32 protein-coding genes and 2 pseudogenes are annotated in these 25,499 nt (G+C 67.4%); 15 read left to right on the forward strand and 19 right to left on the reverse strand.

Annotated features, from left to right (window positions below):
• Positions 1–90: 90 nt before the first annotated feature.
• Genes AC1DY2_RS00640 through AC1DY2_RS00650 form a run of 3 tightly spaced genes read right to left on the reverse strand, consistent with a single transcriptional unit; the run spans position 91 to position 2,124 of the window.
• Positions 91–696, reverse strand: a complete 606-nt coding sequence (locus AC1DY2_RS00640; RefSeq protein ID WP_476760649.1) for a cation efflux transmembrane domain-containing protein — start codon at positions 694–696, stop codon at positions 91–93.
• Positions 689–1,750: a cation diffusion facilitator family transporter gene (locus AC1DY2_RS00645; RefSeq protein WP_476760650.1), complete on the reverse strand. Its 1,062-nt coding sequence runs from the start codon at positions 1,748–1,750 to the stop codon at positions 689–691. Before AC1DY2_RS00645 ends, AC1DY2_RS00640 begins: the two co-directional genes overlap by 8 nt.
• Positions 1,747–2,124, reverse strand: a complete 378-nt coding sequence (locus tag AC1DY2_RS00650; protein ID WP_476760651.1) for an ArsR/SmtB family transcription factor — start codon at positions 2,122–2,124, stop codon at positions 1,747–1,749. Before AC1DY2_RS00650 ends, AC1DY2_RS00645 begins: the two co-directional genes overlap by 4 nt.
• Positions 2,125–2,442: 318 nt before the next feature.
• Between AC1DY2_RS00650 and AC1DY2_RS00655 the strand changes: the two genes are divergently transcribed.
• Entirely contained in the window at positions 2,443–2,832 is a 390-nt protein-coding gene (locus tag AC1DY2_RS00655; RefSeq protein WP_476760652.1) for a DUF1801 domain-containing protein, read from the forward strand.
• Positions 2,833–2,930: 98 nt separating this feature from the next.
• On the opposite strand, the gene AC1DY2_RS00660 is transcribed toward AC1DY2_RS00655, so the two are convergent.
• Complete coding sequence (locus AC1DY2_RS00660) at positions 2,931–3,359, reverse strand: GNAT family N-acetyltransferase (protein WP_476760653.1); 429 nt, start codon at positions 3,357–3,359, stop codon at positions 2,931–2,933.
• A gap of 211 nt (positions 3,360–3,570) precedes the next feature.
• Between AC1DY2_RS00660 and AC1DY2_RS00665 the strand changes: the two genes are divergently transcribed.
• Complete coding sequence (locus AC1DY2_RS00665) at positions 3,571–3,915, forward strand: cytoplasmic protein (protein WP_476760654.1); 345 nt, start codon at positions 3,571–3,573, stop codon at positions 3,913–3,915.
• A 100-nt stretch (positions 3,916–4,015) separates the two neighbouring features.
• Here the strand turns inward: AC1DY2_RS00665 and AC1DY2_RS00670 are convergent, their stop codons facing one another.
• A complete protein-coding gene (locus AC1DY2_RS00670) occupies positions 4,016–4,513 on the reverse strand; it encodes an SRPBCC family protein (RefSeq protein WP_476760655.1) in 498 nt (165 codons plus the stop codon).
• A 103-nt stretch (positions 4,514–4,616) separates the two neighbouring features.
• Between AC1DY2_RS00670 and AC1DY2_RS00675 the strand changes: the two genes are divergently transcribed.
• A complete protein-coding gene (locus AC1DY2_RS00675; RefSeq protein ID WP_476760656.1) occupies positions 4,617–5,090 on the forward strand; it encodes a winged helix-turn-helix transcriptional regulator in 474 nt (157 codons plus the stop codon).
• A gap of 244 nt (positions 5,091–5,334) precedes the next feature.
• Here the strand turns inward: AC1DY2_RS00675 and AC1DY2_RS00680 are convergent, their stop codons facing one another.
• On the reverse strand, positions 5,335–6,213 hold the full coding sequence (locus tag AC1DY2_RS00680; RefSeq protein ID WP_476760657.1) for an IclR family transcriptional regulator: 879 nt from the start codon (positions 6,211–6,213) through the stop codon (positions 5,335–5,337).
• A gap of 123 nt (positions 6,214–6,336) precedes the next feature.
• Here AC1DY2_RS00680 and AC1DY2_RS00685 point away from each other — a divergent pair, with 123 nt between their 5' ends.
• On the forward strand, positions 6,337–7,305 hold the full coding sequence (locus AC1DY2_RS00685) for a PDR/VanB family oxidoreductase (RefSeq protein ID WP_476760658.1): 969 nt from the start codon (positions 6,337–6,339) through the stop codon (positions 7,303–7,305).
• A gap of 68 nt (positions 7,306–7,373) precedes the next feature.
• Entirely contained in the window at positions 7,374–8,588 is a 1,215-nt protein-coding gene (locus AC1DY2_RS00690; RefSeq protein ID WP_476760659.1) for a cytochrome P450, read from the forward strand.
• Between the two features lie 121 nt (positions 8,589–8,709).
• Here AC1DY2_RS00690 and AC1DY2_RS00695 read toward each other — a convergent pair whose 3' ends face one another.
• Positions 8,710–9,192, reverse strand: coding sequence for a MarR family transcriptional regulator (locus tag AC1DY2_RS00695; protein ID WP_476760660.1), 483 nt, complete (start codon positions 9,190–9,192; stop codon positions 8,710–8,712).
• 23 nt (positions 9,193–9,215) lie between these two features.
• Between AC1DY2_RS00695 and AC1DY2_RS00700 the strand changes: the two genes are divergently transcribed.
• Complete coding sequence (locus tag AC1DY2_RS00700) at positions 9,216–9,647, forward strand: nuclear transport factor 2 family protein (protein ID WP_476760661.1); 432 nt, start codon at positions 9,216–9,218, stop codon at positions 9,645–9,647.
• A gap of 71 nt (positions 9,648–9,718) precedes the next feature.
• Here AC1DY2_RS00700 and AC1DY2_RS00705 read toward each other — a convergent pair whose 3' ends face one another.
• The 3 genes from AC1DY2_RS00705 to AC1DY2_RS00715 are packed head-to-tail and all read right to left on the reverse strand — an operon-like array spanning position 9,719 to position 11,486.
• Entirely contained in the window at positions 9,719–10,516 is a 798-nt protein-coding gene (locus tag AC1DY2_RS00705) for an ABC-2 transporter permease (RefSeq protein WP_476760662.1), read from the reverse strand.
• Positions 10,513–11,280: an ABC transporter ATP-binding protein gene (locus AC1DY2_RS00710; protein WP_476760663.1), complete on the reverse strand. Its 768-nt coding sequence runs from the start codon at positions 11,278–11,280 to the stop codon at positions 10,513–10,515. The genes AC1DY2_RS00705 and AC1DY2_RS00710 overlap by 4 nt, the downstream gene beginning before the upstream one ends.
• On the reverse strand, positions 11,277–11,486 hold the full coding sequence (locus tag AC1DY2_RS00715) for a hypothetical protein (RefSeq protein ID WP_476760664.1): 210 nt from the start codon (positions 11,484–11,486) through the stop codon (positions 11,277–11,279). The genes AC1DY2_RS00710 and AC1DY2_RS00715 overlap by 4 nt, the downstream gene beginning before the upstream one ends.
• A gap of 76 nt (positions 11,487–11,562) precedes the next feature.
• Here AC1DY2_RS00715 and AC1DY2_RS00720 point away from each other — a divergent pair, with 76 nt between their 5' ends.
• A complete protein-coding gene (locus AC1DY2_RS00720; protein WP_476760665.1) occupies positions 11,563–12,159 on the forward strand; it encodes a helix-turn-helix domain-containing protein in 597 nt (198 codons plus the stop codon).
• Positions 12,160–12,534: 375 nt separating this feature from the next.
• On the opposite strand, the gene AC1DY2_RS00725 is transcribed toward AC1DY2_RS00720, so the two are convergent.
• Positions 12,535–12,939, reverse strand: coding sequence for a hypothetical protein (locus AC1DY2_RS00725; RefSeq protein ID WP_476760681.1), 405 nt, complete (start codon positions 12,937–12,939; stop codon positions 12,535–12,537).
• 96 nt (positions 12,940–13,035) lie between these two features.
• A pseudogene (locus AC1DY2_RS00730) lies at positions 13,036–13,182 on the reverse strand (TetR/AcrR family transcriptional regulator); the annotation flags it as partial.
• A gap of 102 nt (positions 13,183–13,284) precedes the next feature.
• On the opposite strand from AC1DY2_RS00730, the gene AC1DY2_RS00735 reads away from it, so the two are divergent.
• On the forward strand, positions 13,285–14,721 hold the full coding sequence (locus AC1DY2_RS00735) for a purine-cytosine permease family protein (RefSeq protein ID WP_476760666.1): 1,437 nt from the start codon (positions 13,285–13,287) through the stop codon (positions 14,719–14,721).
• Positions 14,718–15,950, forward strand: a complete 1,233-nt coding sequence (locus AC1DY2_RS00740) for a serine hydrolase domain-containing protein (protein WP_476760667.1) — start codon at positions 14,718–14,720, stop codon at positions 15,948–15,950. The genes AC1DY2_RS00735 and AC1DY2_RS00740 overlap by 4 nt, the downstream gene beginning before the upstream one ends.
• A 291-nt stretch (positions 15,951–16,241) precedes the next feature.
• On the opposite strand, the gene AC1DY2_RS00745 is transcribed toward AC1DY2_RS00740, so the two are convergent.
• Positions 16,242–16,955 carry a LysE family translocator gene (locus AC1DY2_RS00745; RefSeq protein ID WP_476760668.1) on the reverse strand — a complete coding sequence of 238 codons (714 nt, stop codon included), beginning with the start codon at positions 16,953–16,955 and terminating at the stop codon, positions 16,242–16,244.
• Between the two features lie 288 nt (positions 16,956–17,243).
• On the opposite strand from AC1DY2_RS00745, the gene AC1DY2_RS00750 reads away from it, so the two are divergent.
• The gene (locus tag AC1DY2_RS00750) at positions 17,244–18,113 is read left to right on the forward strand and encodes an alpha/beta fold hydrolase (RefSeq protein ID WP_476760669.1); all 870 of its coding nucleotides are present in this window, start codon (positions 17,244–17,246) and stop codon (positions 18,111–18,113) included.
• A gap of 647 nt (positions 18,114–18,760) precedes the next feature.
• Here AC1DY2_RS00750 and AC1DY2_RS00755 read toward each other — a convergent pair.
• Positions 18,761–18,946 (reverse strand): hypothetical protein, encoded by a 186-nt coding sequence (locus AC1DY2_RS00755; RefSeq protein WP_476760670.1) that lies wholly within the window; start codon positions 18,944–18,946, stop codon positions 18,761–18,763.
• 56 nt (positions 18,947–19,002) lie between these two features.
• Between AC1DY2_RS00755 and AC1DY2_RS00760 the strand changes: the two genes are divergently transcribed.
• The 3 genes from AC1DY2_RS00760 (at position 19,003) to AC1DY2_RS00770 (ending at position 20,390) form a co-directional block, all read left to right on the forward strand.
• Positions 19,003–19,161, forward strand: coding sequence for a hypothetical protein (locus AC1DY2_RS00760; protein ID WP_476760671.1), 159 nt, complete (start codon positions 19,003–19,005; stop codon positions 19,159–19,161).
• Positions 19,162–19,288: 127 nt separating this feature from the next.
• Positions 19,289–19,903 (forward strand): hypothetical protein, encoded by a 615-nt coding sequence (locus AC1DY2_RS00765; protein ID WP_476760672.1) that lies wholly within the window; start codon positions 19,289–19,291, stop codon positions 19,901–19,903.
• Between the two features lie 67 nt (positions 19,904–19,970).
• Positions 19,971–20,390 carry a hypothetical protein gene (locus tag AC1DY2_RS00770; protein WP_476760673.1) on the forward strand — a complete coding sequence of 140 codons (420 nt, stop codon included), beginning with the start codon at positions 19,971–19,973 and terminating at the stop codon, positions 20,388–20,390.
• Positions 20,391–20,435: 45 nt separating this feature from the next.
• Here AC1DY2_RS00770 and AC1DY2_RS00775 read toward each other — a convergent pair whose 3' ends face one another.
• Positions 20,436–21,014, reverse strand: coding sequence for a TetR/AcrR family transcriptional regulator (locus AC1DY2_RS00775; protein ID WP_476760674.1), 579 nt, complete (start codon positions 21,012–21,014; stop codon positions 20,436–20,438).
• A gap of 60 nt (positions 21,015–21,074) precedes the next feature.
• On the opposite strand from AC1DY2_RS00775, the gene AC1DY2_RS00780 reads away from it, so the two are divergent.
• Together AC1DY2_RS00780 and AC1DY2_RS00785 are read left to right on the forward strand one after the other, a co-directional pair.
• Positions 21,075–21,908 (forward strand): alpha/beta fold hydrolase, encoded by an 834-nt coding sequence (locus tag AC1DY2_RS00780; RefSeq protein WP_476760675.1) that lies wholly within the window; start codon positions 21,075–21,077, stop codon positions 21,906–21,908.
• Between the two features lie 684 nt (positions 21,909–22,592).
• Positions 22,593–22,913, forward strand: a pseudogene (locus AC1DY2_RS00785) (recombinase family protein); the annotation flags it as partial.
• A gap of 89 nt (positions 22,914–23,002) precedes the next feature.
• Here AC1DY2_RS00785 and AC1DY2_RS00790 read toward each other — a convergent pair.
• The 4 genes from AC1DY2_RS00790 to AC1DY2_RS00805 form a co-directional block, all read right to left on the reverse strand.
• Positions 23,003–23,392: an MmcQ/YjbR family DNA-binding protein gene (locus AC1DY2_RS00790; protein ID WP_476760676.1), complete on the reverse strand. Its 390-nt coding sequence runs from the start codon at positions 23,390–23,392 to the stop codon at positions 23,003–23,005.
• A 44-nt stretch (positions 23,393–23,436) separates the two neighbouring features.
• Positions 23,437–23,778, reverse strand: coding sequence for a YciI family protein (locus AC1DY2_RS00795; RefSeq protein WP_476760677.1), 342 nt, complete (start codon positions 23,776–23,778; stop codon positions 23,437–23,439).
• 128 nt (positions 23,779–23,906) lie between these two features.
• The gene (locus AC1DY2_RS00800) at positions 23,907–24,710 is read right to left on the reverse strand and encodes an ABC transporter ATP-binding protein (protein WP_476760678.1); all 804 of its coding nucleotides are present in this window, start codon (positions 24,708–24,710) and stop codon (positions 23,907–23,909) included.
• On the reverse strand, positions 24,707–25,499 hold a 793-nt coding region (locus AC1DY2_RS00805; protein ID WP_476760679.1), incomplete at its 5' end, for a putative F420-0 ABC transporter permease subunit. The genes AC1DY2_RS00805 and AC1DY2_RS00800, both read right to left, overlap by 4 nt.

Genomic DNA, 25,499 nt, shown 5'->3' on the forward strand with positions numbered 1-25,499 from the left:
CTCGACCTGTGCCCCAATGACATGCCTTTGACTTGACCGCTTCCGCGTGGAGCGCGGCCTGGAGTCGCCGTCTTGTATGCGGTCGCGGATCTATGGTTCGGGGTTGAGTTGGCGGCGTTCTTCGCGTGCTTGCGTCCAGACGGTGCGGGCGGCGTCGGCGTTGAGGAGTCCGATGCCGATGCCGACGATGATGTCGATCCATCCGGTTTGTACCCAGATGGTGACCATGGCGACGGCGATGATTGCGAGGTTCGCGAGGGCGTCGTTGCGGGCGGAGAGCCACGCTGCTTTCGCCAGGCTCCCCGGGTGGTTCCGGTGGCGGACAAGGAGCAGGGCGCAGGACAGGTTGACGAGGAGCGCGCCGATGGCGGCGAGGGAGAGTGGGAGGGGTGCTGGCGGGACCGGATCCATGATCTTCAGGACTGCGGTCCAGATGGTCGTGAGCGCGGGGATCAGGATCACGAACGCGAGCACGCTGCCGACTCGGGCCCGTCGATGAGCGGACCAGGCCGCAGCGAAGAAGATCAGCAGGTTGATGCTGGCGTCCTCGAGGAAGTCGACGCTGTCGGCGAAGAGCGAGACCGAGCCGATCAGTTGGGCGACCGCGAACTCGATGCCGAAGTATCCCAGGTTGAGGACGGCCACGATGAGGACGGTGCGGCGAAGCCGTTCTGTAGTGCTGAACGAGTCAGTCATGCCTGGTCCTGCTCCCCGCCGTGGCGTGGACCGTGAACGTGTCGAGCTTTGGGAGTGCGCGGCGCACCCGTGATTCGGCTTCCACCGTGATGGCTTGGCTGTCGGCGAGGGTTCGATTGCCGTCGAGGATCACGGTGGCGTCGCCGCTGAGGCGGTGGCCGCTCCACCGCAGTCGCACGGTTCCGACGCCGGACAGGCCGGGTGTGTGCCCGAGTGCGTGCTCGGCGCGGTCGAGCAGTTCGGGTTCGATGCCGTCCATGAGTCGGCGCCCGATGCTACGGACGGTGCCCCACAGGAGGACGAAGATGGTGGCCGAGATCACCAGGCCGATGATCGGGTCCGCGAGCGGAAATCCGAGCGCGATGCCGATGGCTCCGATGACCACGGCGAGGGAGGTGAATCCGTCGGTGCGTGCGTGCACGCCGTCGGCGACGAGTGCGGCTGATCCGATCCGTCGGCCGACACGGATCCGGTAGATCGCGACCGCTTCGTTGCCGATGAAGCCGATGACGCCGGCGGCCATCAGCCAGCCGAGGTTCTCGACGGGTTGCGGGTTCAGCAGGCGGTCGATCGCCTGCCGCGCCGCGACGATGGCGGATGCGGCGACGACGCCGACGATGAACAGGCCGGCGAGGTCTTCGGCGCGGCCGTAGCCGTACGGGTAGCGGCGGGAGGCTGCGCGTCGCGCGAGGACGAACGCGATCCAGAGTGGGACCGCGGTCAGCGCGTCGGCGAGGTTGTGCACGGTGTCGGCCAGGAGCGCGACGGAGTTGCTGAGGAACACCACCGCGAGCTGCAGCAGGGTCGTCGCGAGCAGCACGAACAGGCTGATCTTCAGGGCCCGAACACCCTGCGCGCTCGCCTCGAGCGCGTCATCAACCGAGTCGGCCGCATCGTGCGTGTGCGGCACGAAGAGGTCCCTCATGAACCCGCGAACGCCACCGTGGTGCTCATGGTCGTGCGCGTGCTCATGGTTGCCTTGCTCGTGCTCATGGCCGTGCGCGTGCTCGTGGCTGTGCTCGTGCAGGTGATCGTGTCGGGTGGCACCTGTCATGCGGTCGTCTCTTCCCGCACGGCTTCGGCGTGATGATGGCGGGGAGTGCCGCCGAGGGTGTGCTCGGCTTGGAAGATCGCATCCGCGACCAGCTGGCGGGCGTGCTCATTCTCGAGGCGGTAGAACACCCTCGTGCCCTCATGGCGGGTCGCGACGATGCGCGCGAGGCGGAGCTTGGCGAGATGCTGCGAGACGGCAGGGGGTGCCTTGTCGACGATGTCGGCGAGCAGATTCACCGACAGCTCACCATGATCCCTGAGCGCCAAGATGATCCGGATACGGGTGGCATCCGCGAGCATCGAGAACACCTCGACGGCAAGCTCGACGTACTGACTATCCGGCGACCGACCGCAAATCTGCTTGTCTGCATCCATACGCAGATTATGCCACGAGCAGCGACCGCATGTTCGCGAGCCTGGCCGAGAAGGCAGGCGGAACGACTGGGGTCGGGAGCGCTCACGCTGAGGTTCATTCGCTCGTCACGCGCGGGAGCCGGACAGGAGTCGCAGCATCCGCCGTCGGAGAGTAGCTGTGGCTGCCTGGGCCCATCGCTGGGCAGGAGCGGATGTGGACGATGAGCTTCGCCGGACTGGGCCCAGCCGTCGTGACTTTGCGCTGTGGGGTCGAGCCACGCGCGTTTGCGACCGACTTCAGCTGTTGATTTCCTCAGCTCTCTTCGGAAGTATTCGCGCATGAGTGAGAAGTCCGACTCCGAGCAGATCGACGACATCATCGCGCAGCAGAGCGCCTGGAAACAGGACGTTCTCGTCGCGCTTCGAGCTGCGATCACGGCCGCCGACCCGGCTGCCGTCGAGGTCGTCAAGTACAAGAAGCCCTCCAAACCGGAGGGAGTTCCGTTTTGGACACATGACGGAGACGTCTGCTTCATCGACGTGCTCAAGAGCGCCGTCAGGCTGACGTTCGCGAGAGGTGCCCGCATGGAAAGCAGCGATCACTTCAACACCCGGCTGGACAGCAAAGTCGTCCGAGCCATCGACTACTTCGAGGGAGACCGCGTGGACGAAGCGGCGGTCAAGGCGCTCGTCGCCGAGGCCGTGGAACTCAACGTCGCACCCAGGTGACAGTCGTCGCGGAGGAGCCGAGCCGATCACCCAATTCAGGCGATCGATCGCGACCTTCGCAGTGCCTGGCCCAATGCGAGGACCCGCGCATGGATCGCCTAACGCGACGACACGGCGCGCGGCCGTCGTTCGAGCAGAAATGGCGTCTCGACGAAGCCGAGGGCTTGATAGACAGGTACGGCCCGTGAGTTGGCGCTTACCGTCACTCGTGGAATTCCGAGGTCGTCAGCGATGACGGTCAACGCACGGATCAATTGACTGCCTACTCCGCGACCACGATGACTCAGTTGCACGAACACGCTCTGGATGTCTCCCGTGCGCCGGTGTCTGTCTCGGATGTCCGGAACACGCTCGAACACGATGAGCCACGCCATCCCGATGAGAGCTCCTTCGAACTCCGCAACCCGACAGATCACGCTGTCGCCCCGCTCCAGCATCCATCGAGCAAGCGAACTTGCGAACTCGATCCGCTCCGCGTCGGTCGCAGGACTCGGAAGATCCGCCCAGAGTTCCTTCAACTGGGCCAACGCCGTCGTATCCGCCGGGCCGGCGGTTCGTATGCACACTCCGCTATTCACAACATGAGCGTCCGCCCTTGCAGAGCTGTACGCAAGCGGATCGCTAAGGCGACGGCACCACTGGGGCTTCGTGGTCAATCGGGTGGTCACGTCCGGCCATCGAAGTCGGAGCCCGCGACCTCGTAGACGGAGTCCTGGTCGCATGAGTACGTTGACGTTCATGGCCAACGAAGACCCGGTGATCACGAACCCGGAGCGCTATCGCACGATCTTCGAGAACGACTTCGTCCGCGTGCTCGACTACAGCGACGAGCCGGGGGAAAGCACCACGTCGCACGTGCACCCCAACAGTGTGATGGTGACGCTCACTGGGTTCCAGCGACGGCTGAGCACCGGAGGAGGCACGCGCGAGGTCGATCTGCCAGCGAACCAGGTGCTCTGGCTCCCGGCGCAACGCCACGCCGGCGAGAACATCGGCCGGACGCCGACGCACACCATCCTCGTCGAGCTGAAGGGGGATGCCGCGGGGACCGTCGACGAGCACGTCATCGGACCCAACACGTGAGGCAGAGCGGATCGGTAATCGGGCGGGTGACGCGGCCTCCACGGCAAGAGCACAGTCGTCGCAGCTCCGTCTTGAGTCCAGTGCCCTTTCCCTATTGGGCTCACACGTAGATCGCGACGAGCTTGTCGAGGGACTCCTCGAGGCCCTTCTTCGAGAGCGCGAGCTGCTCGGGGTCGATGTAGCCGAGTTCGGTGACGGTGAGTCGAGTCGCGTCGTCGTCGCCGATCGACTCGAACGTGATGACGTGCCGCACGTCGCGCGGGATGCCCGCGGCCCCGATGGTCGCGGGGTCGATCGTGGCGCCGTGCTCGTCGGCGATGTTGTGGATGAACTCGAGGCGGTGCGGGGCGTCGACGAGCGTGTGCGCCCAGGTGCTGTACAGCGCCGGGAACCCCCAGTCGGGGGCGCTCATGCACACGAGGGACGTGCCGCCGACGCGAACGTCGAGCTCGGCGACCGTGCAGGTGAAGCCGTTCGGGCCCCACCAGCGAAGCACGCGGTCGGGTTCGGTCCACGACTTCCAGGCCGCCTCGATGGGGGCGGGGATGTCGCGGCTCACGACGACATCGTGTGTCTCGTGCTGGGTCGTGTCGTTCATCGTGGCTCCTCCGGTGCAGGCCGCCGCCGCGGCATCCATTTCACTTCGATGATCGAAGCGTAGGTCACTACGATGATCAAAGTCAATGCCGTAGACTCGACGCATGAAGCGAGCTGAAGGGCGGTCGACCTGCCCCACCAACTTCACCGTGGAGACCTTCGGCGACAGCTGGTCGCTGCTGATCATGCGCGACCTGCTCACACTCGGCAAGCACACCTTCGGGGAGTTCCTTCGGTCCGAGGAGCGCATCGGTCCGAGCGTGCTCGCCGACCGCCTCGCCCGACTCGAGCGCGGCGGAATCATTGTGCGCACCCCGAGCGAGACGGATGCCCGCAAGGTCACCTACTCGGCGACGGAGCGCGGCATCGCGGCGATCCCGCTCTTGTACGAGGCGGCGCGATGGGGCATGGGCGGCGTTCCCATCGAGGAGGACGATCCGTGGGAAGCGGTCATGGCGATGGACCGCCACGACGTGCTCGACGCGTGGCAGCAGGCCGTGCGCGAGGGTGGTTCGCTCCTCGGAGGCGCGGAGAGCGCGTTCGCGCGACTGAGCGCCAGGGCACGCGCGGTCGTGTGACGGCGACGGTAAGCGGCGAACACGTGGAAATCCGCGGCATTTGTCATCGGTCCTGTGGGCTAGATTCCATGAGAAGTGGCCAATTCCTACACCGGCAGGTTCCCATGAGCCCCCGCCGCAGCCACTGCATGCCGACTCTCTCTGATGCCGCTGAGCGATCCGCGGTGCAACGGAATCGAAGAAGCGTGGGCGGCGTTTGGCGAGACATGTGGTGTGCTACTACACGGCTGCTCAAATGCGAGTGTCAGTACCCCGCTGCGCGCGTTCGACGATTCGCCGGCGCGGCCAGCCACTGCATCGACTCTTCGGAGGAGTTCACCAGTGCACGGTAGCTCCCACCCGGGCCCGCCTCGGGGTGGCTCTGCGGCAATGCGGCCGCGCGGAGCGACGTCGAGATCCGACTGGCTGCGGACCGCAGAACCTCGACCAGCGGCATCCACGGGGCGTCGTCATTCGGCACGACGGCCCCGACAGACGCGACGGTCTCGCCAGCGGCGCCCGCGATCGGCACGGCGATGCCGCGGGCGCTCGGATGGATGTACCCGTCGGCGACGGCGAAGCGCCGCGTTCGAACGCGGTGGAGTTCACGGCGCAACTCCGCGGCATCCGTGATGGTGGCGTCGGTGAGCGAGCGAAGCGGGCCGGCGAGCACCTCGTCGCGGGTCCCGGCGTCGGCGTCGGCGAGGAGCACGAGTCCGGCGGCGGAGGCATGCAGCGGAAGGCGCCCGCCGACGATGGTGGCGTTCACGACGGCGTCGCGCCTGGAGAGCCGTTCGAGGAACAGTACGTCGCCGCCGCTCAGGATGCCGAGCTGGACGTGCTGGCCGATGACGTCGTGCACCGCCTGGAGGTGCGGCATGGCGATCTCGCGCAGCCCGAGCGCACCAGGGGTGCGACAGGCGAGCTCCCACAGGCGCACCCCGAGGCGGTAGGTGCGGTCGGCGCTGCGCTCGACGAGGCCCTGCTCCTCGAGGTCGGCGAGCAGCGCATGGGTGGTCGCGACCGGCAGTCCGCTGCGCCGGGAGAGTTCCGACAGCGTGAGGAACGGGGCGTCGATGCTGAAGGCGTCGAGCAGCTGCAGTTGACGACTCAGTGTCGATCGACCTGCGGATGCGCGCGCCATGGCGACCCCCTCTCGCGTCGAGCATAGCTCGCCGCTTTCGAATGATTCGAAGACGGTGCCCGAGAGCAATCGCGCCCGCCTACCGTGTGCCTACCGAAGGTCGACGACAGAGAGGCGGCGATGATGCCGAGCGAGACCGGAGTCGATGTGCTGGCCGTGGCCACGAAGACGATGGCCGCCGACGATGTCGTCTCAGTCGTGCTCAGACGGCCCGACGGCGGTCGACTTCCCGATTGGACGCCGGGCGCGCACCTCGACTTGGTGCTGCCCGATGGCACCACTCGTCAGTATTCGCTGTGCGGCGACCCGAGGGAACCCGACGCGTACCGGATCGCGATCCTTCGTGAGGCCGACGGGCGAGGGGGATCCCGCTTCGTCCACGACGAACTGCGCGAGGGCGACCTGGTCGGGTTCGGCGGCCCGCGCAACACCTTTCGACTCACCCCCGCGCCGTCGTTCGCATTCGTCGCGGGTGGCATCGGCATCACGCCGATCCTCCCGATGCTCCGGGCGGCGAGCCTGCTCGGCGCCGATTGGCGCCTGCTCTACCTCGGCCGTTCCCGGCGCCGCATGGCCTTCCTCGACGACCTCGCGGAGCACGGAGACCGGGTCACGGTGGCGGCATCCGACGAGGTCGGGCCCACCGACATCCGCGCCTGGTTTCAGTCAGGGCCGGATGCCGCGGCGCTGGCTGAGACGAAGCTCTACGCCTGCGGCCCGGCACGCTTGACCGAGGCGATCTCCGAACTCGCGGCCGAACGCCGACCGGGGTGGACCAGGCTCGAGCGGTTCGCGGCGGTCGACCGCGGCGAACCCGTGCGGACCACGCCGTTCGACGTCGAGATCGCCGGCACGGGGCGAAGCATCAGTGTCCTGCCGGGGGTGCCGGTCGCCGACGCGTTGCGGAGCGCGGGCTTCGACCTGCTCACGTCATGCTCGCGCGGCGTGTGCGGGACCTGCGAGACACGGGTCGTCGCCGGCGTGCCCGACCACCGCGACTCGATCCTCGACGATGCCGAGCGGGCCGACGGCACCTGCTTCTTCCCGTGCGTCTCGAGGGCGAAGAGCGAACGGCTCGTGATCTCCCTCTGAGACGCGACGCTCCGCAGACCGACGACCAACGCGCCGACCACCACACCGCCTCAACGAGGAGAGCCCCGATGACGACCCGCACGCCGCCCCTTGCCACGGCGATTCCCACCATGCACGAGGACCCGTTCAGCCGGGAGGTGCTCGCCGACCCGCTTCCGTTCCAGCACCGCCTTCGCGAGGCAGGGGAGGTGGTGCTCCTGGAGCGGTACGGCGTCTACGCGATGGGCCGCTACGGGACCGTTCGCTCCGCGCTGCTCGACTGGCAGGGGTTCGAGTCCTCGGCCGGCGTGGGGATCGCCGATTTCCGGAGCGAGAAGCCGTGGCGGCCGCCGAGCCTGCTGCTGGAAGCCGACCCTCCGCATCACGACGCGCCCCGGTCTGTGCTCGAGAAGATCCTGGGCCCCCGGGAGCTTAGGGAATTGGCGCCCCGCTGGCAGGCCGACGCCGACGACCTTGTCGACGAGGTCCTCGCGCGAGGCGTCGAGTTCGATGCCGTCGAGGCGTTCGCGGAGGCTTACCCGCTCCGGGTGTTCCCCGATGCCGTCGGCATCCCGACCGAGGGGCGCGAGCATCTGCTGCCCTACGGCGACCACCTGTTCAACAGCTTCGGGCCGGAGAACTTCCTCGTACAGCACGGAGCGTCGCAGATCGGCGAGCACTCGGCTTGGGTGAACGAGCAGTGCGCACACGATCGGCTCGCACCCGGTGGCTTCGGCTCGGCGATCTGGGCCGCCGCCGACCGGGGCGACCTGGCACTCGACCAGGCCCCGCTCATCGTCAGGTCGCTGCTTTCGGCGGGCGTGGACACCACGGTGCATGCCATCGGAGCAGTCCTCCACGCGTTCGCGACCCACCCTGACGCCTGGGCGCAACTCCGCGCCCAGCCTGCCTTGGCGCGCGTGGCCTTCGATGAGGCGATCAGGCTCGAGGCGCCCGTGCAGACGTTCTTTCGCACGACCACCCGGGAGATCGAACTCGGAGGCGTGCGGATCCCCGAACGCCGGAAGATCCTGATGTTCCTGGGCTCGGCGAATTCCGACCCGAGGCGTTGGAAGGATCCCGAGCGGTTCGACCTCTTCCGGGATCCATCGGGTCACGTGGGGTTCGGCATGGGCATCCATCAGTGCGTCGGCCAGCACGTCGCGAGACTCGAGGCGACCTCGCTCCTCACGGCTCTGGCGCGACGGGTCGAGTCGATCCAGCTCATCGGCACCCCCGACCGGCACCTGAACAACACCCTCCGTGCCTGGAAACGGATGCCGATGCGCGTCGCAGTCGCCTGAGTCAGGAACGAGGCGATCCTGGCCGCTGCCGGGCCATCACGAGACAGGCGTCAGACCGGCTCGTTCTTCGGGAGATCGGTGACCGCGGCGATCAGGCAACTGGTGGCGAAGCGCAGTGCCGTCAGTCCGACGGCACTGGTATTTGCCGGCGGGCGATGGCTTCGAGGCCGCCGCTTGCAGCGAGCAGGGCGAGGAGCAACCGTCGGCCTGCCTCTGCGTCCGCGGGAGTCAGCGATGCCAGCACGTCTGCCTCGAACGCCCCGCGCTGGCGCCGTGCCAGTTCGATCGCGGCCCGGCCGCTTCCGGTGAGCGCGATCCGGCGCAGCCGGCTGTCCGCGGCATCCGGAGACCGTTCGACGTAGCCGAGCTCCTCCAGCTCGATGACCGCCTTCGACGCCGCCTGCTGGGTGACGCCCAGCGCGACGCCGAGCTCGGTGACGGTCGGGGTGTCAGCAAGGAGACGTTGGAAGACGTAACCGTGGGATCGGCGGATCCGCGGATGCCCCGCGGCTCGGAGGCGCGCGAGCAGGATCTCATCAACCGCAGCGCCGGCGAGCGAGGCGAGGATGGGCAGGTCGAGTCGTGACGGGTCGACAGTGGACATTTTCACAACTATAGTTGTGTTTCATGACGCCACCGGCAAAACCCTCTCAAATGGCGGGCGGCGACCCGGTGCACGTTGCCCGGGCCCTCCACTCCGCACTCGAGTCAGGCCGGCACGGTTCCCAAATCGAGGCCCTGTTCACGCCCGATGCGGTCACCACGGAGCATCCGAACGCAATCTCACCGCAGGGTCGCACTATTGAGCTCCACGACATCCTTGCCGGGTCGGCGGCGGGTGCGGCGCTCCTCGCGCACCAGCACTACGACGTGCACGACGCATTCGCCACGGGAGACCTTGCGGTGCTCCGGCTCACCTGGACGGGCGTGATCGCGGCCGACCGCGGCCCGTTCCGAGCCGGCCAAGAGCTCACCGCCCACATCGCACAGTTCGTGAGAGTGCAGGACGGGCGCATCGCCTCCATCGAGACGTACGACTGCTACGAACCGTTCCCCTGATCCCACGGGCATGCGAACCCGGAGGGCCTCGTCATCGACATCCCCTCAAGCGGATCCGTCTGCGGGCATGTTCAGCGAAGGTCGCGTCGCAGCGGAACGGCGATCGCGACGCAGGCGGCAGCCCCGGCGTAGGCGAGCAGAACGAGCGCGCCGATCGCCGGTGACGTCGGTGCGGTCGACGCGATGGGGAGTTGCTCGGCGATGGCATCGCTGAGGAAGGTGAAGTCGGTCAGCGCCGCCGTCGCGCCTCCTGGAAGGTACGGGTGGATCGCGTTCACGCCGGGGATCATCATGAGCACATGCTCGAGGAAGTAGAAGTATCCGACCACGATGCCGACCGCGAGGAGCTGGTGTCGAGCGAGCGCACCGATGGCGACGCCGAGGATCATGTAGACGAGGGCCGCCAGCGTGAGTCGTGCGAGCAGGGTGACGAGGCCGGCCGGCGGGACGCCGAGCTCGACGCCCTGCAACGTCGCGCCGAGTGCCACGCCTGCACCCGCGAAGAGGGAGGCGACGAGCCCGTACGCGAGGCCGAGCATGGCGTACACGACGAGCTTCGCGACGAGCACGCGGCCGCGGCGGGGGACAGCGAGGAAGGTCGTGCCGATGGTGCGGTGCCGGTACTCGCTTGTGACGGCGATCGTGCCGATGAGCGCGGGGACAAAGAGCAGCAGGCCGCTCATGCCTACGACGATGCCGACGCCCTCGACGGTGTCGAGTCCGGGCAGTGGCGGGGTGGCATTCTCGGGGCCGACGATGGCCAGGATGCTGGTCAGCCCGCCGCCGCTGCCGGCGGCGACGATGAGGGACCACATCGGGAGCCGGGTGGCGAAGAGCTTGGCGAGCTCGCCTCGGATCAGTCGGTTCATGCGCGGACTCCTTCGGTGCGTGTTGCTCCGGATGCTCCGGGCGCGGTGTGAGATGCGGTGTCCGATGTGAGCCGCAGGAAGGCCTCTTCGAGGCTCGTGCCGTGCTCGGTGAACTCGACGAGCGACCCCTCCCACGCCACGTGCCCGTGATCGACCAGCACGAGATCGTCGATGCCGTGCTGGAGTTCCGTGAGGACGTGACTCGAGAGCAGGACCGTGCGACCGTCGGCGGCGAATTCGCGCAGGAAAGTGCGAAGCCAGACGGTGCCCGCCGGGTCGAGCCCGTTCGACGGCTCGTCGAGCACGAGCACTGCGGGATCCCCGAGGAGTGCCGTGGCGAGGGCAAGCCGCTGCCGCATGCCGGTCGAGAAGGCGCCCGTTCGACGGTCGAGGTATGCGGCGATACCCGTGAGTTCCGCCACTCGCCCTGCATTCGCCGGCTTATGGCCGCCAAGTGCGCAGTACGCGTGGAGATGTCCGCGCGCCGTCATCGAGGGATGGGCCGCGGCGATGTCGAGCACGGCCCCCACCGTGCCGGAGGGGTCGTCGAGTTCGCGGTACGGGACACCGCCGATAAGGGCGGTTCCCGTATCGGGACGCGTGAGGCCCAGCAGCATCCGGAGCGTCGTGGACTTGCCCGCGCCATTGGGACCCAGGAACCCGGTAACCCGGCCCGGATGCGCGCTGAAAGTGACGTCGCTCACGGCGTCGACCCCGGCGAAGCGCTTTGAGAGGCCGAAGACCTGGATGTCCGTGCCGCTCATCTCCGAACCTGCTGCGTGATCGCGGCGGAGACACCCGGTGCATCGGCATCGCTCAGGAGGAGCCCGCCGAAATCCCAGTCCGGATGCAGTTCGACGCGACTGATCGCATCGCTGGCGAACGAGTCGTTCGAGCGCCCCGCCATCACCGCCTCCCTACCAGGAAAATCGACGCGCAGCGTCGAGGCATCGACACGGATGGCGGTCATCGGATGGTTCCTCTCGTTGACGTACTCTTTGATCAGACATTGAGAATGTTATCACTATGAGAATGGTCGTGATGCCGTGTCGAAGAAATCGCCGATCGCTGATGTCGTCATGCATCCGGTTCGTCTGCGGATCATCCAGCAGATCGGCATCCGCCGGGTGACCACAGCGGAGCTTCGGGCGGCCCTTCCGGATATCCCGCAGGCGACGCTGTATCGCCACATCGCGGCCCTCGTTGAAGTGGACATCCTCGCCATCGTCGATGAGCGGCGGGTGCGCGGGGCCGTCGAACGGACCCTCGCCCTCGGCGGGCGGATGGCCCACGTCGATCACGCGGAGCTCCGCGAAATGGGCGAGCAGGAGTTGCGCCAGTCCTTCCTGACCTTCCTCGCTCACCTCGGCGAGACTTTTGATCGCGCGAGCAGCGACGGCACCTTCCGGGACTTCCTCGGCTTCGGGCAAATGCAGTTGCAGGTCACGACCGCCGACCTGACGGAGATCCAGGCGCGCCTGAGCGAACTGCTGACGCCGTACATCACCTCAACGAGTCCCGGCAGCCGCACAGTGACGCTCGCAACGGCCCTCATCCCCGAAGCCGCAGCTCCGACCTCGTCAGGCAGGACCAGTTCACAACCGGAGGCGGAGCCACACGAAGGGATACGAGAGCATTCCTGAAGCCGGTCGGGCGGTCAGCGATTGGACGTGCGTAAGTGGATCCTTGACTGGCTCGAAGCGTCACGACGATGATCCTGTGGCAGCATCCTCCCGGGTGCCAACCCGCCAGTGCGCGAAAGCATCGGAGTACGGTCTAGCTATCGTTGAAGCGCGGTCGTCCGCAGCGCGCCGGAAACGTTGGCCCATTCATCCACTCTCGCCTGATCCCAGGAAATGGCGACTGATAGCTCCGGAAATGGCCCGATCTGAAGCGCAACATCGCCTTCGCCGGTGTGCATATGGAGACCATGAGCCGTTGAACTGCAGCGGAAATGCCTCGGGACGAACTGCCAAAATTACGCCCAGCCGATGTGGCACCGAACTCAGCGAGATGCGTCAGCTTGGATGTAGTTCGGTGATTGCAGTCCGGAGCCGCCCGGGATCCAAGCCGAGCGCCCACTCGGTGACATCGGTGACGAAGCGGGTGTATGCGTCATATTCGAAGGCGCCAACGTCGTTCACGTACGCGCCATAGCCATCGACGGCGATGAAGATCCGAATGCACGCGTCGAACGGGTTGCCGGTGAATTCGCCCGTCGCGACCCCGGCCTCGATGAGTTCGAGCAGTCGAGCGCGGTCGAGCGCCTCCTGTTCGACGAGCGCGGCCGCGAGAGTGGGAGTGAACCGGCAGAGGTGACGCGCATTCAGCCAAAGACGGGCGATGTCGCGACCCTCGACGCTCTCGACGCGCTCGACCATTCTCGCGAGTCGTTCGAGCGGCGCGCCGTGCTCGGGCACCATGGCGTTGCGCTCGTCTGCGACCGCCTGCACGAACGCGGCGATGACGAGGTCTTCGGCGACTGGGAAATAGTGGGTGATCAGGCCCGGCCGAACGCCGAGTCGCTCGGCGACGGCGCGCAGGGTGATGCGCTCGAGCCCATCGGTGAGCGCTATACCGGCGGCTTCGCGCACGATCTCGGCTCGGCGCTCGGTGGGTCGCTTTCGCGAGCGGGCGACCGGAGCACTTGACACCATGCGATTCATGTTATTGGATGAGCGACCAATAACCAATTGGTCTCCCGACCAATAGCGGTGCCGCCTCGGGCAGATCGACGGCACCGGCTCCAGAATTCCGAGAGGATCCTCGTGCCAACCAGCACCGACCCGGCAACGTCGCCGGCATTCGTCGACACCGCAAGCCGCCCCGAGACGCGGGGCATCGAGCTGGTGAGCCCGTCCGACCGGCACGGCCGGGCCCGCGACCTGTTCTGGGTATGGGCCGCGCCCAACGTCAGCGTGTTGAACTTCACCATCGGCGCGACGATGATCCTGCTCGGACTCGAGCTCTGGCAGGCGATCCTCGTCATCGTCGCCGGCTCACTGCCGTGGGTGTTCCCGGGCATCCTCGCGATCGCCGGTCCCGCCGCCGGAACCTCCGGCTCGGTGATCACCCGCGCGCTGTACGGCGTCATCGGCAACAAGCTCGTCGTCGCGTTCACGGGCTGGCTCATCTCGGCGGTCTTCCTCGCCCTCAACTGGCTGGCCTCCTCGTTCATGGGCGCCGACCTGCTCGCCCAGTCAGGGCTCACCGACCCGGTGCTGGGGCCTGTGCTCGTCACGGTCGTCGTGTCGGCGATCACGGTGGTCGTCGCGGTCTACGGGCACGCGCTCATCATCAAGAGCTACTCGGTGATCACCATCGTGCTGCTCGTGGTCTTCCTGGCTGTGACCGCGTTCATCCTGCCCCACGTCGACTGGAGCTACCGGGCGGCCGAGCCGCTCGACGGCGTACCGCTCTGGTCGGCGATGACGGTCGGCTTCACGATCCTCGCCTCAACGCCGCTCTCGTATGCCAACAGCCCCGACATCGCGCGCTACCTGCCGCGCTCGACGAGGTCCTCGCACATCATCGCCGCGACCGCCCTCGGCGGTGCCCTGCCCTGCATCTTCTTCACGATCGTCGGCGCCCTGCTGGCCACCGCCGTCAGCGACACGGCGATGGCCGCCGGCATCGAATCGGCCCTGCTCGACCTGCTGCCGGCCTGGCTCGGTCCGATCTTCGTCCTCGGGGTCATCGTGAACACCGTCGCCTTGAACGGCATGACCACCTACACCTCCAGCATGGCGCTGCAGGCGGTCGGCGTCCCGATCCGCCGCATCCCCTCGGCCATCGTCGTGGGCGTCATCGGCACGGCCCTCACCCTCTACCTCGTGATGTCGACGAACCTGCTCGACGCGGTGAACCTCATGCTGCAGTTCCTCGTGATCGTCTCGGCCCCTGCGATGGCGATCTTCACGACCGACATCATCCTGCGCCGCAACCGCTACGACGGCGTCGCGCTCTTCGATGAGGATCGCGGTGGGCCATTCTGGTACACGGGCGGCTGGAGCATCCCCGGCATCAGCGCGGTCGTCATCGGCGGGCTCGGCACCGCGCTCTGCCTGTCGACGGACATCTGGTCGGGTCCGATCTCCGAGGCGATGGGATACATCGACCTCTCCGTGCCGGCCGGCATGATCGTGGCCGCGGGTGTCTACCTCGGTCTCTCGAAGACCTCGCTCGGGCGGAGCCCGCTCCGATGAGCGCCGCGGATGCCGCAGGCTGGCCGGATGCCGCGGATGGCTCAATCCGAGCGGACGCCGTCACCGGCCCCCACCCCGGCCGATACCCCGGCGCGGCGGCCGGGCGGCCGCGTCTCGCCACCTGGCAGGAAGCTCCGGACAATCGCTGGGCATTCGCGCACCTCGGTGAGCTGGTGCCGACCGCGACCGTTGCACGCAACGTGCCGGCCGTGCCGGCCGACGCCACCGTGCGGCTGGACACGCTGACACCTGCGCTGCCCGAGCTGGAAGCGCGGCTCGAGCGGAGCTTCACCGATGCGTTCCTCGTGGTGCGCGGCGAAGACGTGCTCGCGGAGTACTACCGGCCGGGCTTCGCTCCKGACAGCCTGCACCTCGTGATGAGCGTCTCGAAGTCGCTGTGCGGGCTCGTCGTCGGCGCACTCATCGACGAGAGCCGCATCGACCCCGAGCGGCCGGTGACCGCCTACGTGCCCGAGCTCGCCGGCTCGGTCTACGACGGGCCGAGCGTCCGGCACGTGCTCGACATGCAGATCGCCATCGACTACGACGAGGACTACACGAACCCGGCCGCCGAGGTGCAGGCGCACGACCGCGCGGGGGGCTGGCGCGACCGACGCACCGGTGATCCCGACGACACGTACGCGTTTCTCAGGACGCTCCGCGGCAGCGGTTCGCTTGGGGAGTTCCAGTACTGCTCAGCGAACACCGACGTCCTCGCCTGGGTCGTCGAGCGAGTCACGGGTCTGCGCTACAGCCACGCGCTGTCGGTGCACCTCTGGTCGAAACTCGACGCGGACCACGACGCCACGATCACCGTGGATGCCGCCGGCTTCGGCTTCGCGAACGGCGGGGTCTCGTGCACGGCGCGCGACCTTGCACGGGTGGGCCGACTCATGCTCGATGGCGGGCTCGCCCCCGGCGGCCGGGTCGTGTCGGAGGATTGGGCGAGCGCGGTCCTCGGCGGCGGAGACCGCGAGGCGATGACGTACGAGGCCTTTACCACGGCGTTCCCCAACGGTTCGTACACGAGCCAGTGGTGGTGCATGGGCAACGAACGCGGCAACGTGAGCGGAATCGGCATCCACGGCCAGAACCTGTGGCTTGATCCGCAGACGGATTCCGTCATCGTGAAGCTCTCGACCTGGCCGGACCCCGACTCGGCGTTCTGGCACGGGGTGCAGAGCGAGTTGCTGCTCGACGTGAGCAAGGCGCTCGACTCATTCGCCTAAGACCCAGGGCACGACCACGGGCCGCCGCTTCTCCACGACATCCAAGCGTTCTCGGTATGAAACACCGACCTCCTGAAATCGCTCGAGCGTATGGAGGCAGACGGCCTCCTCGTCTACGCCGCCGCCTAGCTCTGTGCGTCGCGAACACGCGGTCTACCAGTGACGCTGCCCACAAGCCGGTCGTGATCCGGACCAACGGTATCCGAACGTTCGAATCGGCTGCGGACACCAAGGCGAGGGCCCAAAACAGGATCCCTGATCGGACGCTGGCTCGCGAGCCGAGTCGCTGTGCTAATTGGACACCGCTGGCGAGGGTGCGTCGATCGCCAGCTTGACGCCGATCGCGCCGAGGAGCGTGCCGGTGACCCATTTCTGCCAGCGAATCCACACAGGTCTGCGCTGCAGGAACATCGCCACAGAGCCGGCGGCGAGGATGATGGCTCCGTTCACTGTCACGCCGACCAGAATCTGAATGGCACCGAGTTGGAATCCTTGGGCGACGACGCTGTCGGCTGACGGGTCGATGAACTGTGGGATCAGTGCCAGGTACAGGATGGCGACCTTGGGGTTCAGGAGGTTCGTCACCAATCCCATACGAAAGAGCTTGCCGGCTGAGTCGCGAGGGAGCTCGTTCGTCTCGAACAGTGACGTGCCGCCCGGGCGGAGGGTCTTGTAGGCCAGCCACAGCAGGTAGAGGGCGCCCGCGATTTTGAGGGCAATGAACAGCCAGGGCACCACGAGGAATACTGCTGCCAGCCCGAGGTTCGCCATCGCCATGTACGCGACGAAACCGACCGCCGTACCGGACAGAGACGTCATTCCTGCGCGCCAGCCTTGGCTGATGCTTCGCGAGACGAGGTACATCATGTTCGGGCCAGGTGTGAGCGCCAGTCCCAACTCGACCAGGGCGATGCCTGAAGCGGCGGCCAACGAAATCATGAATTCCTTCGCGAGATAGGACGGATGGGCATCCTCATCGATGCGAAGTTCTTCGAAGTCTCCCATGAGTACACCTCGTGGCACGGGCAACGGGATTTCGCCACCTGCCATTCTCCCGTTGGCGGTTGCGCGGTGTGATCGGCGACGCTAATCGCGGAGCCGCAGCACGAAGGCCCGCGAGGCGGCGTTGGGGCTGGCCGCCACACGACTGCGGGTCCGGAACGAGCGTATGCGTCGGCGATCGACTTCCGGTCACAGGCCTGATGCTCGAACCTGGTTGTCGATACTCTGATGCGAGCTGCAAGTCACGAATCGATGACCGATGAGGTTCGCATGGGCAGTGTCCGACGTACCGTGACCACGACCGACGTTCGCGAGCTCGAAGTGCTGACGGCCGGTGACCCGACCGGCTACCCATGGTTGTGGATCCCGGGAAGCCCGTCGGCGGTCGCCGACTACCCGCTACTGGACGACCTCGCGACGAAGCTCGACCTTCGGCTGGTGACATGGTCCCGGCCAGGGTATGGCGGCTCCTCGCCTCGACCGGTGCAGGATCACTGGCCTCGCATCGTGGACGACGTTCCGGACATCGTCGCCATTGCGGACGAGTTGCGGATCGACGAGTTCGTCGTCGTGGGTTGGTCCGGCGGTGGGCCGCGCGCCTTGGCATGCGCGGCCATGCTGCCGACGAGGTGCCGAGCCGCGGCGACGCTCGCCAGTCTTGCCCCGCACGACGCCGTGGGCCTGGACTGGATGGCCGGGATGGGACCGGGCAACGTCCTCGATTTCACCGCGGCACTGGAGGGACCCGAAGCATACGGCGCGTTCCAGGAAACGTACTTCCTGCCGATGACATCCGCCGGAGTGGGCGATGTCGCCGCTGGCTTGGCGGCCTTGCTGACCCCGTCTGATGACCCCGCGTTCACGCGGGGCCTGGCCCAATGGTTGACCGAAATGATGCACCGCGCCGGGGCGCAAGGCGTCGTCGGCGCCCGCGACGACGGGTTGGCCTTGGTGGCCCCGTGGGGATTCGACCTGGACAGCATCGATGTGCCCGTTGCCATCTGGGCGGGTGGCAAGGACGTGACGGTCCCCTTCGCCCACGGTGAATGGCTGGCATCGAACGTTCCCGGCGCGGTCCCCCATCTCCTCTACGACGCGGGCCACATCACCCTCGTCAACGACCTCGAACAGGTCTTGCGAGAGCTGCTTCAACTTAAGTAGGGCAAGCCGACCAGGACGACCTCGTCCGATCGCTGGTTCGCCCAAAGGTTGCAAGCTCGAGCGCAACCGCCGGCTGACTCGCCGCTCAACTCCGGAGAGAGACTGCCCGATGATCGATCGGCTTTCGGCTCACTCTTTGATTCGGCCGGCTTGGCTGCGGCGGCGAGACATGCCGGGGCGATCGTCTGGGCGCTTAGCCTGCGCGAACAGGTCTCGATCAACGAGATCCTCGTGCGGCCCACCCATCAAGTGCACGCCTGGAATGCCTCCCGTCGAGCGACATGAAGGGTCGCGTGGGGCGCCGCAGCGGTGCCCAACAGTTAGGGGAGCATCCCGCCCAAGCCCCCGGAGGCAAGATCCACCATGCGGATCTTCGCGCAACGGGCACACTCCTCATACGGAGCGACATCCGGTTCACGATGCACCACCCACCGATGTGCACCTAGCCGGCACCTGAACGGCGTCCGCCCCATAATCACACCCTCAATCTGGGAACCGTGAATCTGAGGCGAAGGCTACTACACCCGCACACCGATCACCACGGACCCCCATGGATCGCCGCGGATCGCCATGGACCGCGAGAACGAGCCACCCGATGACGACTTCCGAACAGAACAGAGGAAGTAGGGCGAGAGCTGCATCGGCCGTCAAACGCTGCCGGCGCCGGGGCCGGCCTGATCCCGCTTCTCCTGTTCGATCCGCGCCTGCTCATGGGCGGCGCGCTCAGCGGCGGGATCCTCCGAAGCGGCACGGGAGCGTCCCGCGCTCCTGACCAGCAATACGACGATCGCAGCGAGTATCACGAGCCCGACGATCCACAACAGCGGATCCATGACGCACCTCCTCATACCCGACCCCGCCGACGTCGACGATCCATACAATATTCCTGATGCGTCGGTGCCGCTATGAACTCGTCCGGCCACGGTTCCTGCTCGACCGGGACGTCTACACCTCGCCGGCGCACCTCTGGGCCTCGCCCGGTACCTGCAAGCAGGTCGGGCGCGTGTGCCGGTCGGTGTTCGGACGCCCGCGAGCGGATGCGACCTGAACGGCTGAACGATGACCCCTTCCAGGGCCGACACCAGCCGCCACGGGAGAACACTCAGGTATCGGCTTCCGGGTGCGGGCTCAAGCAGGAGGCCGCCATGCGACAGCGGCTCGTGTGACTCAGGCGAGTGGGCATCGAGTTGAGGAGTAGCGTGCGGGTTGGTGTCGGATGGCTGCTTCTGGCACTGTTTCTGCTTCTCGAAGGACTCGCGGTGTGGGCTCGGATCGCCGACACGCCAGGCGCCGGCAAGGCGACCCTTCAGGGCCTCGCGCTCACGGTCCTCCTCTTTGCGGGGATGTATGGCTGGTGGATTGTCACCACTCGACACGCGCACCGACACCTGCGATCGCTTCACGAGAACGGGCACGTCGCTTGGATCGCTTCTTTGGTGCCCGAGACGAGGCGGGTGGTGAGCGATCTCACACGCGGGTTGATCAGCCACCTGCCGGGCACGATCGTCGTTGCTCTCGAGGCTTCCGGATTGGCGATCTTCGACGCACGGAACGCCAGACCCTTGATGACCATCCCTTACGTCGTCATCTGCAGCGTTGAAGTCGGTCACGCCCGCTACTTCGGGACGTCCAACCGCTGCGTGTCTCTCGACCTTCGTGTCGGAGACTCGACCCAGTCGCTCCCCATAATGCTCCACTCCGAGACGGCACCGCACTTCTGGACGCAGGCGCGAGCAGACCTGGAGTCCAATGCCGAGCGCATACGTTCGGCCATGCAGCTTGCCCGATGAGCCATCGTTCAGAGGGAGCGGCGCCACACAATCGGCTTGCTGGTCCTGGTGGCTCTATGCTCGCGTCATGATTCAGTCCGGGCGCGCTTCACTCACGGTCGTCTCGACCGAGACAGACCCGGCTCTGGTCTCCGAGATTCTCGGCCTGGCCCCGACGAGCATCAAACGGCGAGGTTCCGTGAGCCGCTCCGGTCGACTGCTGGACCACTACGTGTGGACGATCGACGTCGAGCAGAGCTTCAATGCGGAAGACGAAAAGTCTGGCACTCGAGCGCTGAAGGAACTGGTCGCGGTTGCACGATCGGGAATCGGTCGGTTCCCGCTTCTTCCACCGGACTGCTCCGCAAGGATCTGGTGGTCCGCGGACTCCGACTCCACGCAAGGCGGCTTCGTGATTCCGGTCGAGCTTGCTGCGGGGATCGCCGAACTTGGTGTCGACGTCTACGCCACCGTCTACCTCGACGATGGTTCGAACGGCGTCGAGTGACTCCCGCGTGAGGAACCGGTGAAGGATCCGCTTGTGGCCCCGTGACTACGCGATCAGGGGCAGGAGCAGCTCTGCCAGCGCGACCTCGGTCTCGGCGGGGTCGAGTCCGCCGTCGAACCGCAGGATGCGCCACGTCGTGGCATCGCAGATCGCGACGATCTGTGCGGTCCTCCTGGCGGCCTCGGGTTCGGGCAGCGACGCGTCGAGGACGAACGCTCGCCGGCACCAGTCGACGTGGAATGCTCGCCCACGTGCGGTGATCTCGGGGAGGCCGGGCACGAGGGGCGCCTCGGAATAGGTCTTCAGGATCAGCGCTCCGTAGCGCTCGTAATGCACGACCAGGTCGCGGATCGTGTCGATCGGCGCCGCGTGCGCCGCGGCCTCGCGGGCTGTGACGATCCGAGTAAGTTCGCGCTCGACCGTCGCATTCATGAGCGCAGACTTGCTGCCGAAGCGGCGGATGACGGTCTGCCCGGTCACCCCGGCATCGGCGGCGACGTCCTCGATGCGGATGTGCTCATACGGCGTCGAGGCCAGCCGCGCCAGCATGGCGTCGACGATCCGCTCCGCCGTGAGTTCGGCATCCTTCGCGCGAACCGTCATCCGGTACGGCCTCGTATTCATGTGAGTGACGCTAACAGGCGACCCTGTCCATATTCATGTTAGTTAAGCTAACATCAACAAATGGATACCTTCACCGAACGCACCGAGCGGATAGAGACCCGCCTCGGAACCCTGAATGCCCGCGTGCACGGCTCCGGGCGCCTCACGATCCTCTGGTCGTCGATGTTCGTCGACAGCCGCACGTGGGATCGCATCCTGCCGCTCCTCATCGACGGCAGCGCGATCCCGAGGCGATTCGTGCTCATCGACCCGCCGGGCCTCGGCCTGAGCGACCCACTGGTCCGTCGGTCCACGATCGCGGAAGCAGCGGATGCCGCTCGCGACGCCGTCATCGCGCTCGGCGCCACCGAGCCCGTCGACTGGCTCGGCAACGCCTTCGGCGGTCACGTCGGCCTCGACCTGGCGACGGATGCCACCACACTGCGCAGCCTCGTCGCGGTCAGTTCGCCGACCGAACCGATCGCCGCAGACCTCCGGCGCAAGATCGGCGTGCTGCACCCGCTGCTGAGAGCCGCAGGCCCCGTCGGACCGGTGCGGGACGCCATCGTCGACGCGATGCTGACCGACGAATCCGCGTCGACGCCCGGCATCCGCCAGGTGGTGTTGGAAAGCCTGCTGCGCCCGACGAAGGCGAGCATGAGCCTCGCCCTGCGATCATTCATCATCGACCGGACCGACGTGACCGGCCGGCTCACCGACATCCGCGTTCCGAGCCTCTTCGTCGCCTCCGATGACCGAGGCGACTGGAGCCCCGCGGACGCGCAGCGTGCGGCATCCCTCGCACCAGGCGCCCAGGCCGTAACGATCGCCGGAGCCCGCACCCTGATCCCGCTCGAACAGCCCGAACGACTCGCCGCGACGATCATCGGATTCTGGGACCAGCTCGACAACTGAATGATCCGTCGACCACAGCGACCAAGGTGCGGAAGCCGGTCGGTTATCGGGATCGATCCGCGCCCTGCGCTTGAGCATGACGGATTGCCGCCTTCCAGCCCCAAACATGGTGGACGGCCCCGACATGGAGGTCGCGATAGTTCGAGTCGAAAACTGAATGATCCGTCGACCACAGCGACCAAGGTGCGGAAGCCGGTCGGTTATCGGGATCGATCCGCGCCCTGCGCTTGAGCATGACGGATTGCCGCCTTCCAGCCCCAAACATGGTGGACGGCCCCGACATGGAGGTCGCGATAGTTCGAGTCGAACGTCGTAGCGACGGGTCCTGCGTTCCCGACCACCGCCAGGCGGCCCTCAGTGAACAGTTCAGTGCGTGTGAGTCCCTGTGCAATGACAGGTAGGCCCGCGATGTCCACTTCACGGGGTGGCTGCTCGCCACACCAGTTCACGACGCCTGCCACGAATGTCGTTCGCGCGCCTGGGCCCCGACGTTGAACATCGACCACGACGAGGCATACCCATCCGACGGGCTCGCATGGCACGGCGATGATGTCGCCAACTTCCAGTTCCATTGAGCTGCGCGGCTGGAGGGGAAACGAGCGGCCCGCGGTCATTCGGCTCCTTTACAAGACTCGCCGCCACACTATCCACCGACGCTGCAGCATCGCGAGGCTGTCTCCGCCCGTAAGCCGGTCCATCGGCGGGTCTGTCCATGATCCGCTCGACCCGGTCGGACGACTGCTGTTCAACGTGCTCGCGATGGGCGCGGAGTTCGAGTCCGATCTGATCAGCGCTCGAACTCGAGAGGGCATGCAAGTCGCGAAATCGAAAGGCCGCCTCCGCGGCAAGCAGCCGAAGCTCTCGGTTCCGCAGCAGCGCCACCTGATGGAGGTCTACAACGCCGGCACCCACAGCACCACAGAACTCGCCGAGCTCTTCAACGTCGCTCGCTCGACCGTGTACCGGACCATCCAGCGCCAGATGCACTCGACAGGCACGCACTGAGCTGGAGCGAGTCCGCGACCATTCAGCACTGCCGTGATTCCCGCAAGACCCGCCCGCGATGATGCCCGGTCAGGGGGCGCTGAACGCACCTAGCCGCCGATGGCGTCGAGCTCGCGCCGCAGGTACCTCGGTGCCTGCACGCGCCATGCGTCGGTCACCAGCTCGGCGAGGTGATCGTCGTCGATGCGCGCCATGCGGAAGGCGACCTTCGGCTCGCCCCAGGGTGTCGTGGTGCGCAGGAACACGTCGGGCGCCATCTGGACGAGGGCCAGGGCATCGATCGGGTCGGCGACCTTGACACCGACGACGAGCTCGGCCGCGATGATCTCGCGCATGTCGGCGGGGATGCTCGGCCAGGGGTGGCACTCCCACGCGTACAGCTTGCCCCGCACGAACCACGCGGCGCCCCCGGTCGTCGCGCGCTCCTCGCTGCCGGGCAGTCCGGCGGCGGTGCGGCGCAAGTCGTCGAGGGTGGCCACGTCGCGAGCCTAGGCCGCTCCACCGACAGGCGAGGACCGGCCCATCAGCTGGCCGGGTCGTACTGGAACTCGCGCACCTCCTGGGCGCAGCGGCACGCCACCGCGATCTTCGCGGCCCACTCGAGTGCCGCGTCCCGGGAGGGCACCTCCAGCACGGTGTAGCCGCCCTCGAGTTGCGTGGTCTGCGGGTAGGTGCCCTCGGTCACCGTGCCATCGCCGTCGACCATGACCGGCGGAACGGCCTCGTCGATGCCGCCCCCGAAGACGTAGACGCCGGCCTCCTTCGCCTCCTCGATGACGGCGTGCGCGGCATCCGCGACGGCCGGCAGTTCGCCGTCGGGCACGACCATGGCGGCGCTCGGGAAGGAGATCAGGTACTTGGTCATCGCTCGCTCCTCGGTGAGCCATCGCATCCAGTTGCGATCCGCAACTGCTTTCGAGAAGCTACTCCGATCGTGCCCTCGGGTGCAAGCACTCAAGGGCTCAAGCACCCAGCACTCAAGCACGCAAGCACTCACGCCTCGGCCCGAACCTCCGCCGCCACCTCCGAAAACGCGATCAGCGGCCGGCCGGTGGTCGGATGCTCCAGCACGAGCGCCTCGACGCCCCACACCTCCCGGATGAGGCCGGGCGTGAGCACCTCGCGAGGGGCCCCCGCGGCGACCACCCGGCCGGCGGCGAGCACGATCACGTGGTCGGCGTAGCCGGCGGCGAGGGAGAGGTCGTGAAGGGCCGCGAGCACCGTCAGCCCGCCACCCGCGAGCTGCCGCAGCAGGCCGAGCACGCTGAGCTGCGCCCGCACGTCGAGGTGGTTCGTCGGCTCGTCGAGCAGCAGCAGCTCGGGTTCCTGCGCGAGCGCGCGGGCGAGGTTCACGCGCTGGCGCTCGCCGCCCGACAGGGTCTCGTACGGGCGGTCGGCGAGCTCCACGAGCCCGGTGTCCTCGAGGCACCGCCGCACGACGCCGCGGTCCAGCTCGCCGGGCCCGGCGAATGCGCCGAGGTAGGGCGTGCGACCGAGGGCGACGACCTCCGAGACGCGCAGCCCTGGGGCATCCGACACCTCCTGCTCGGCGAGGGCGACGACCTGGGCGCGGTCGCGACGTCGAAGCGCGGCGAGGTCACGGTCGCCGAGGCGCGCCGTCCCGGCATCCGCTCGCTCGACGCCGGCGACGAGGTGCAGGAGCGTCGACTTTCCCGCGCCGTTCGCGCCGAGCAGCGCGCCGACGGCGCCGCCCGGCACCGTGCAGTCGACGTCGTCGATGATGAGCCGGTGACCGCGCGCGAAGCGCACCCGGTCGGTGTGCAGTGCGTCGGTCATGCGAGATTCCGGTTCCGCAGCATCAGCACGGCGAACACGGGCCCGCCGATGAGCGCCGTCACGATGCCGACCGGTAGCTCCCGCGGGTCGAACAGGGTGCGCGCGGCCGTGTCGGCCCAGACCAGGAAGATGGCGCCCGCGAGCGCCGAGAGCGGCAGCAGCACCCGGTTGCGCGACCCGACGAGCAGCCGCACGGCGTGGGGGAGGATCAGCCCGACGAAGCCGATCGCGCCGCTCACCGCGACCAGCGCGCCCGTGAGCAACGCCGTGCCGGTGAGCAGCAGCACCCGGCTCCGGCGCACGTGCACGCCGAGCGCCGCCGCGGCCGAGTCGCCGAACGCGAACGCGTCGAGGGTGCGCGCGCTCGCCAGCAGCGGGATGCCGACGACGACCACCGCGCCGCCCGCGAGCGCGACCGATGCCCAGTCGGCGCCGGCGAGCGAGCCGAGCAGCCAGTTGAGGATCTCGCGGTAGCTGTCGCCGGTCGCACTCCAGAAGATGACGAGGCTCGTGATCGCCCCGAACACCGCCGACACCGCGAGGCCTGCCAGCACCGTGCGGGTCGGCGTGAGCGCGCCCGCCGCATTCGCCAAGGCGAGCGTGGCGACGAGGGCCACCAGCGCGCCCGCGAAGGCCGCGACCGGCAGCAGCAGCCCGATGCCGAGGACGATCACGGCCACCGCGCCGACCGATGCGCCCGACGACAGGCCGAGCAGATACGGATCGGCGAGCGGGTTGCGCGTCAGCGCCTGCATCACCACGCCGCAGAGCGCGAGCCCCGCCCCGACC

The organism is Agromyces sp. P1_H4 (assembly GCF_056405255.1).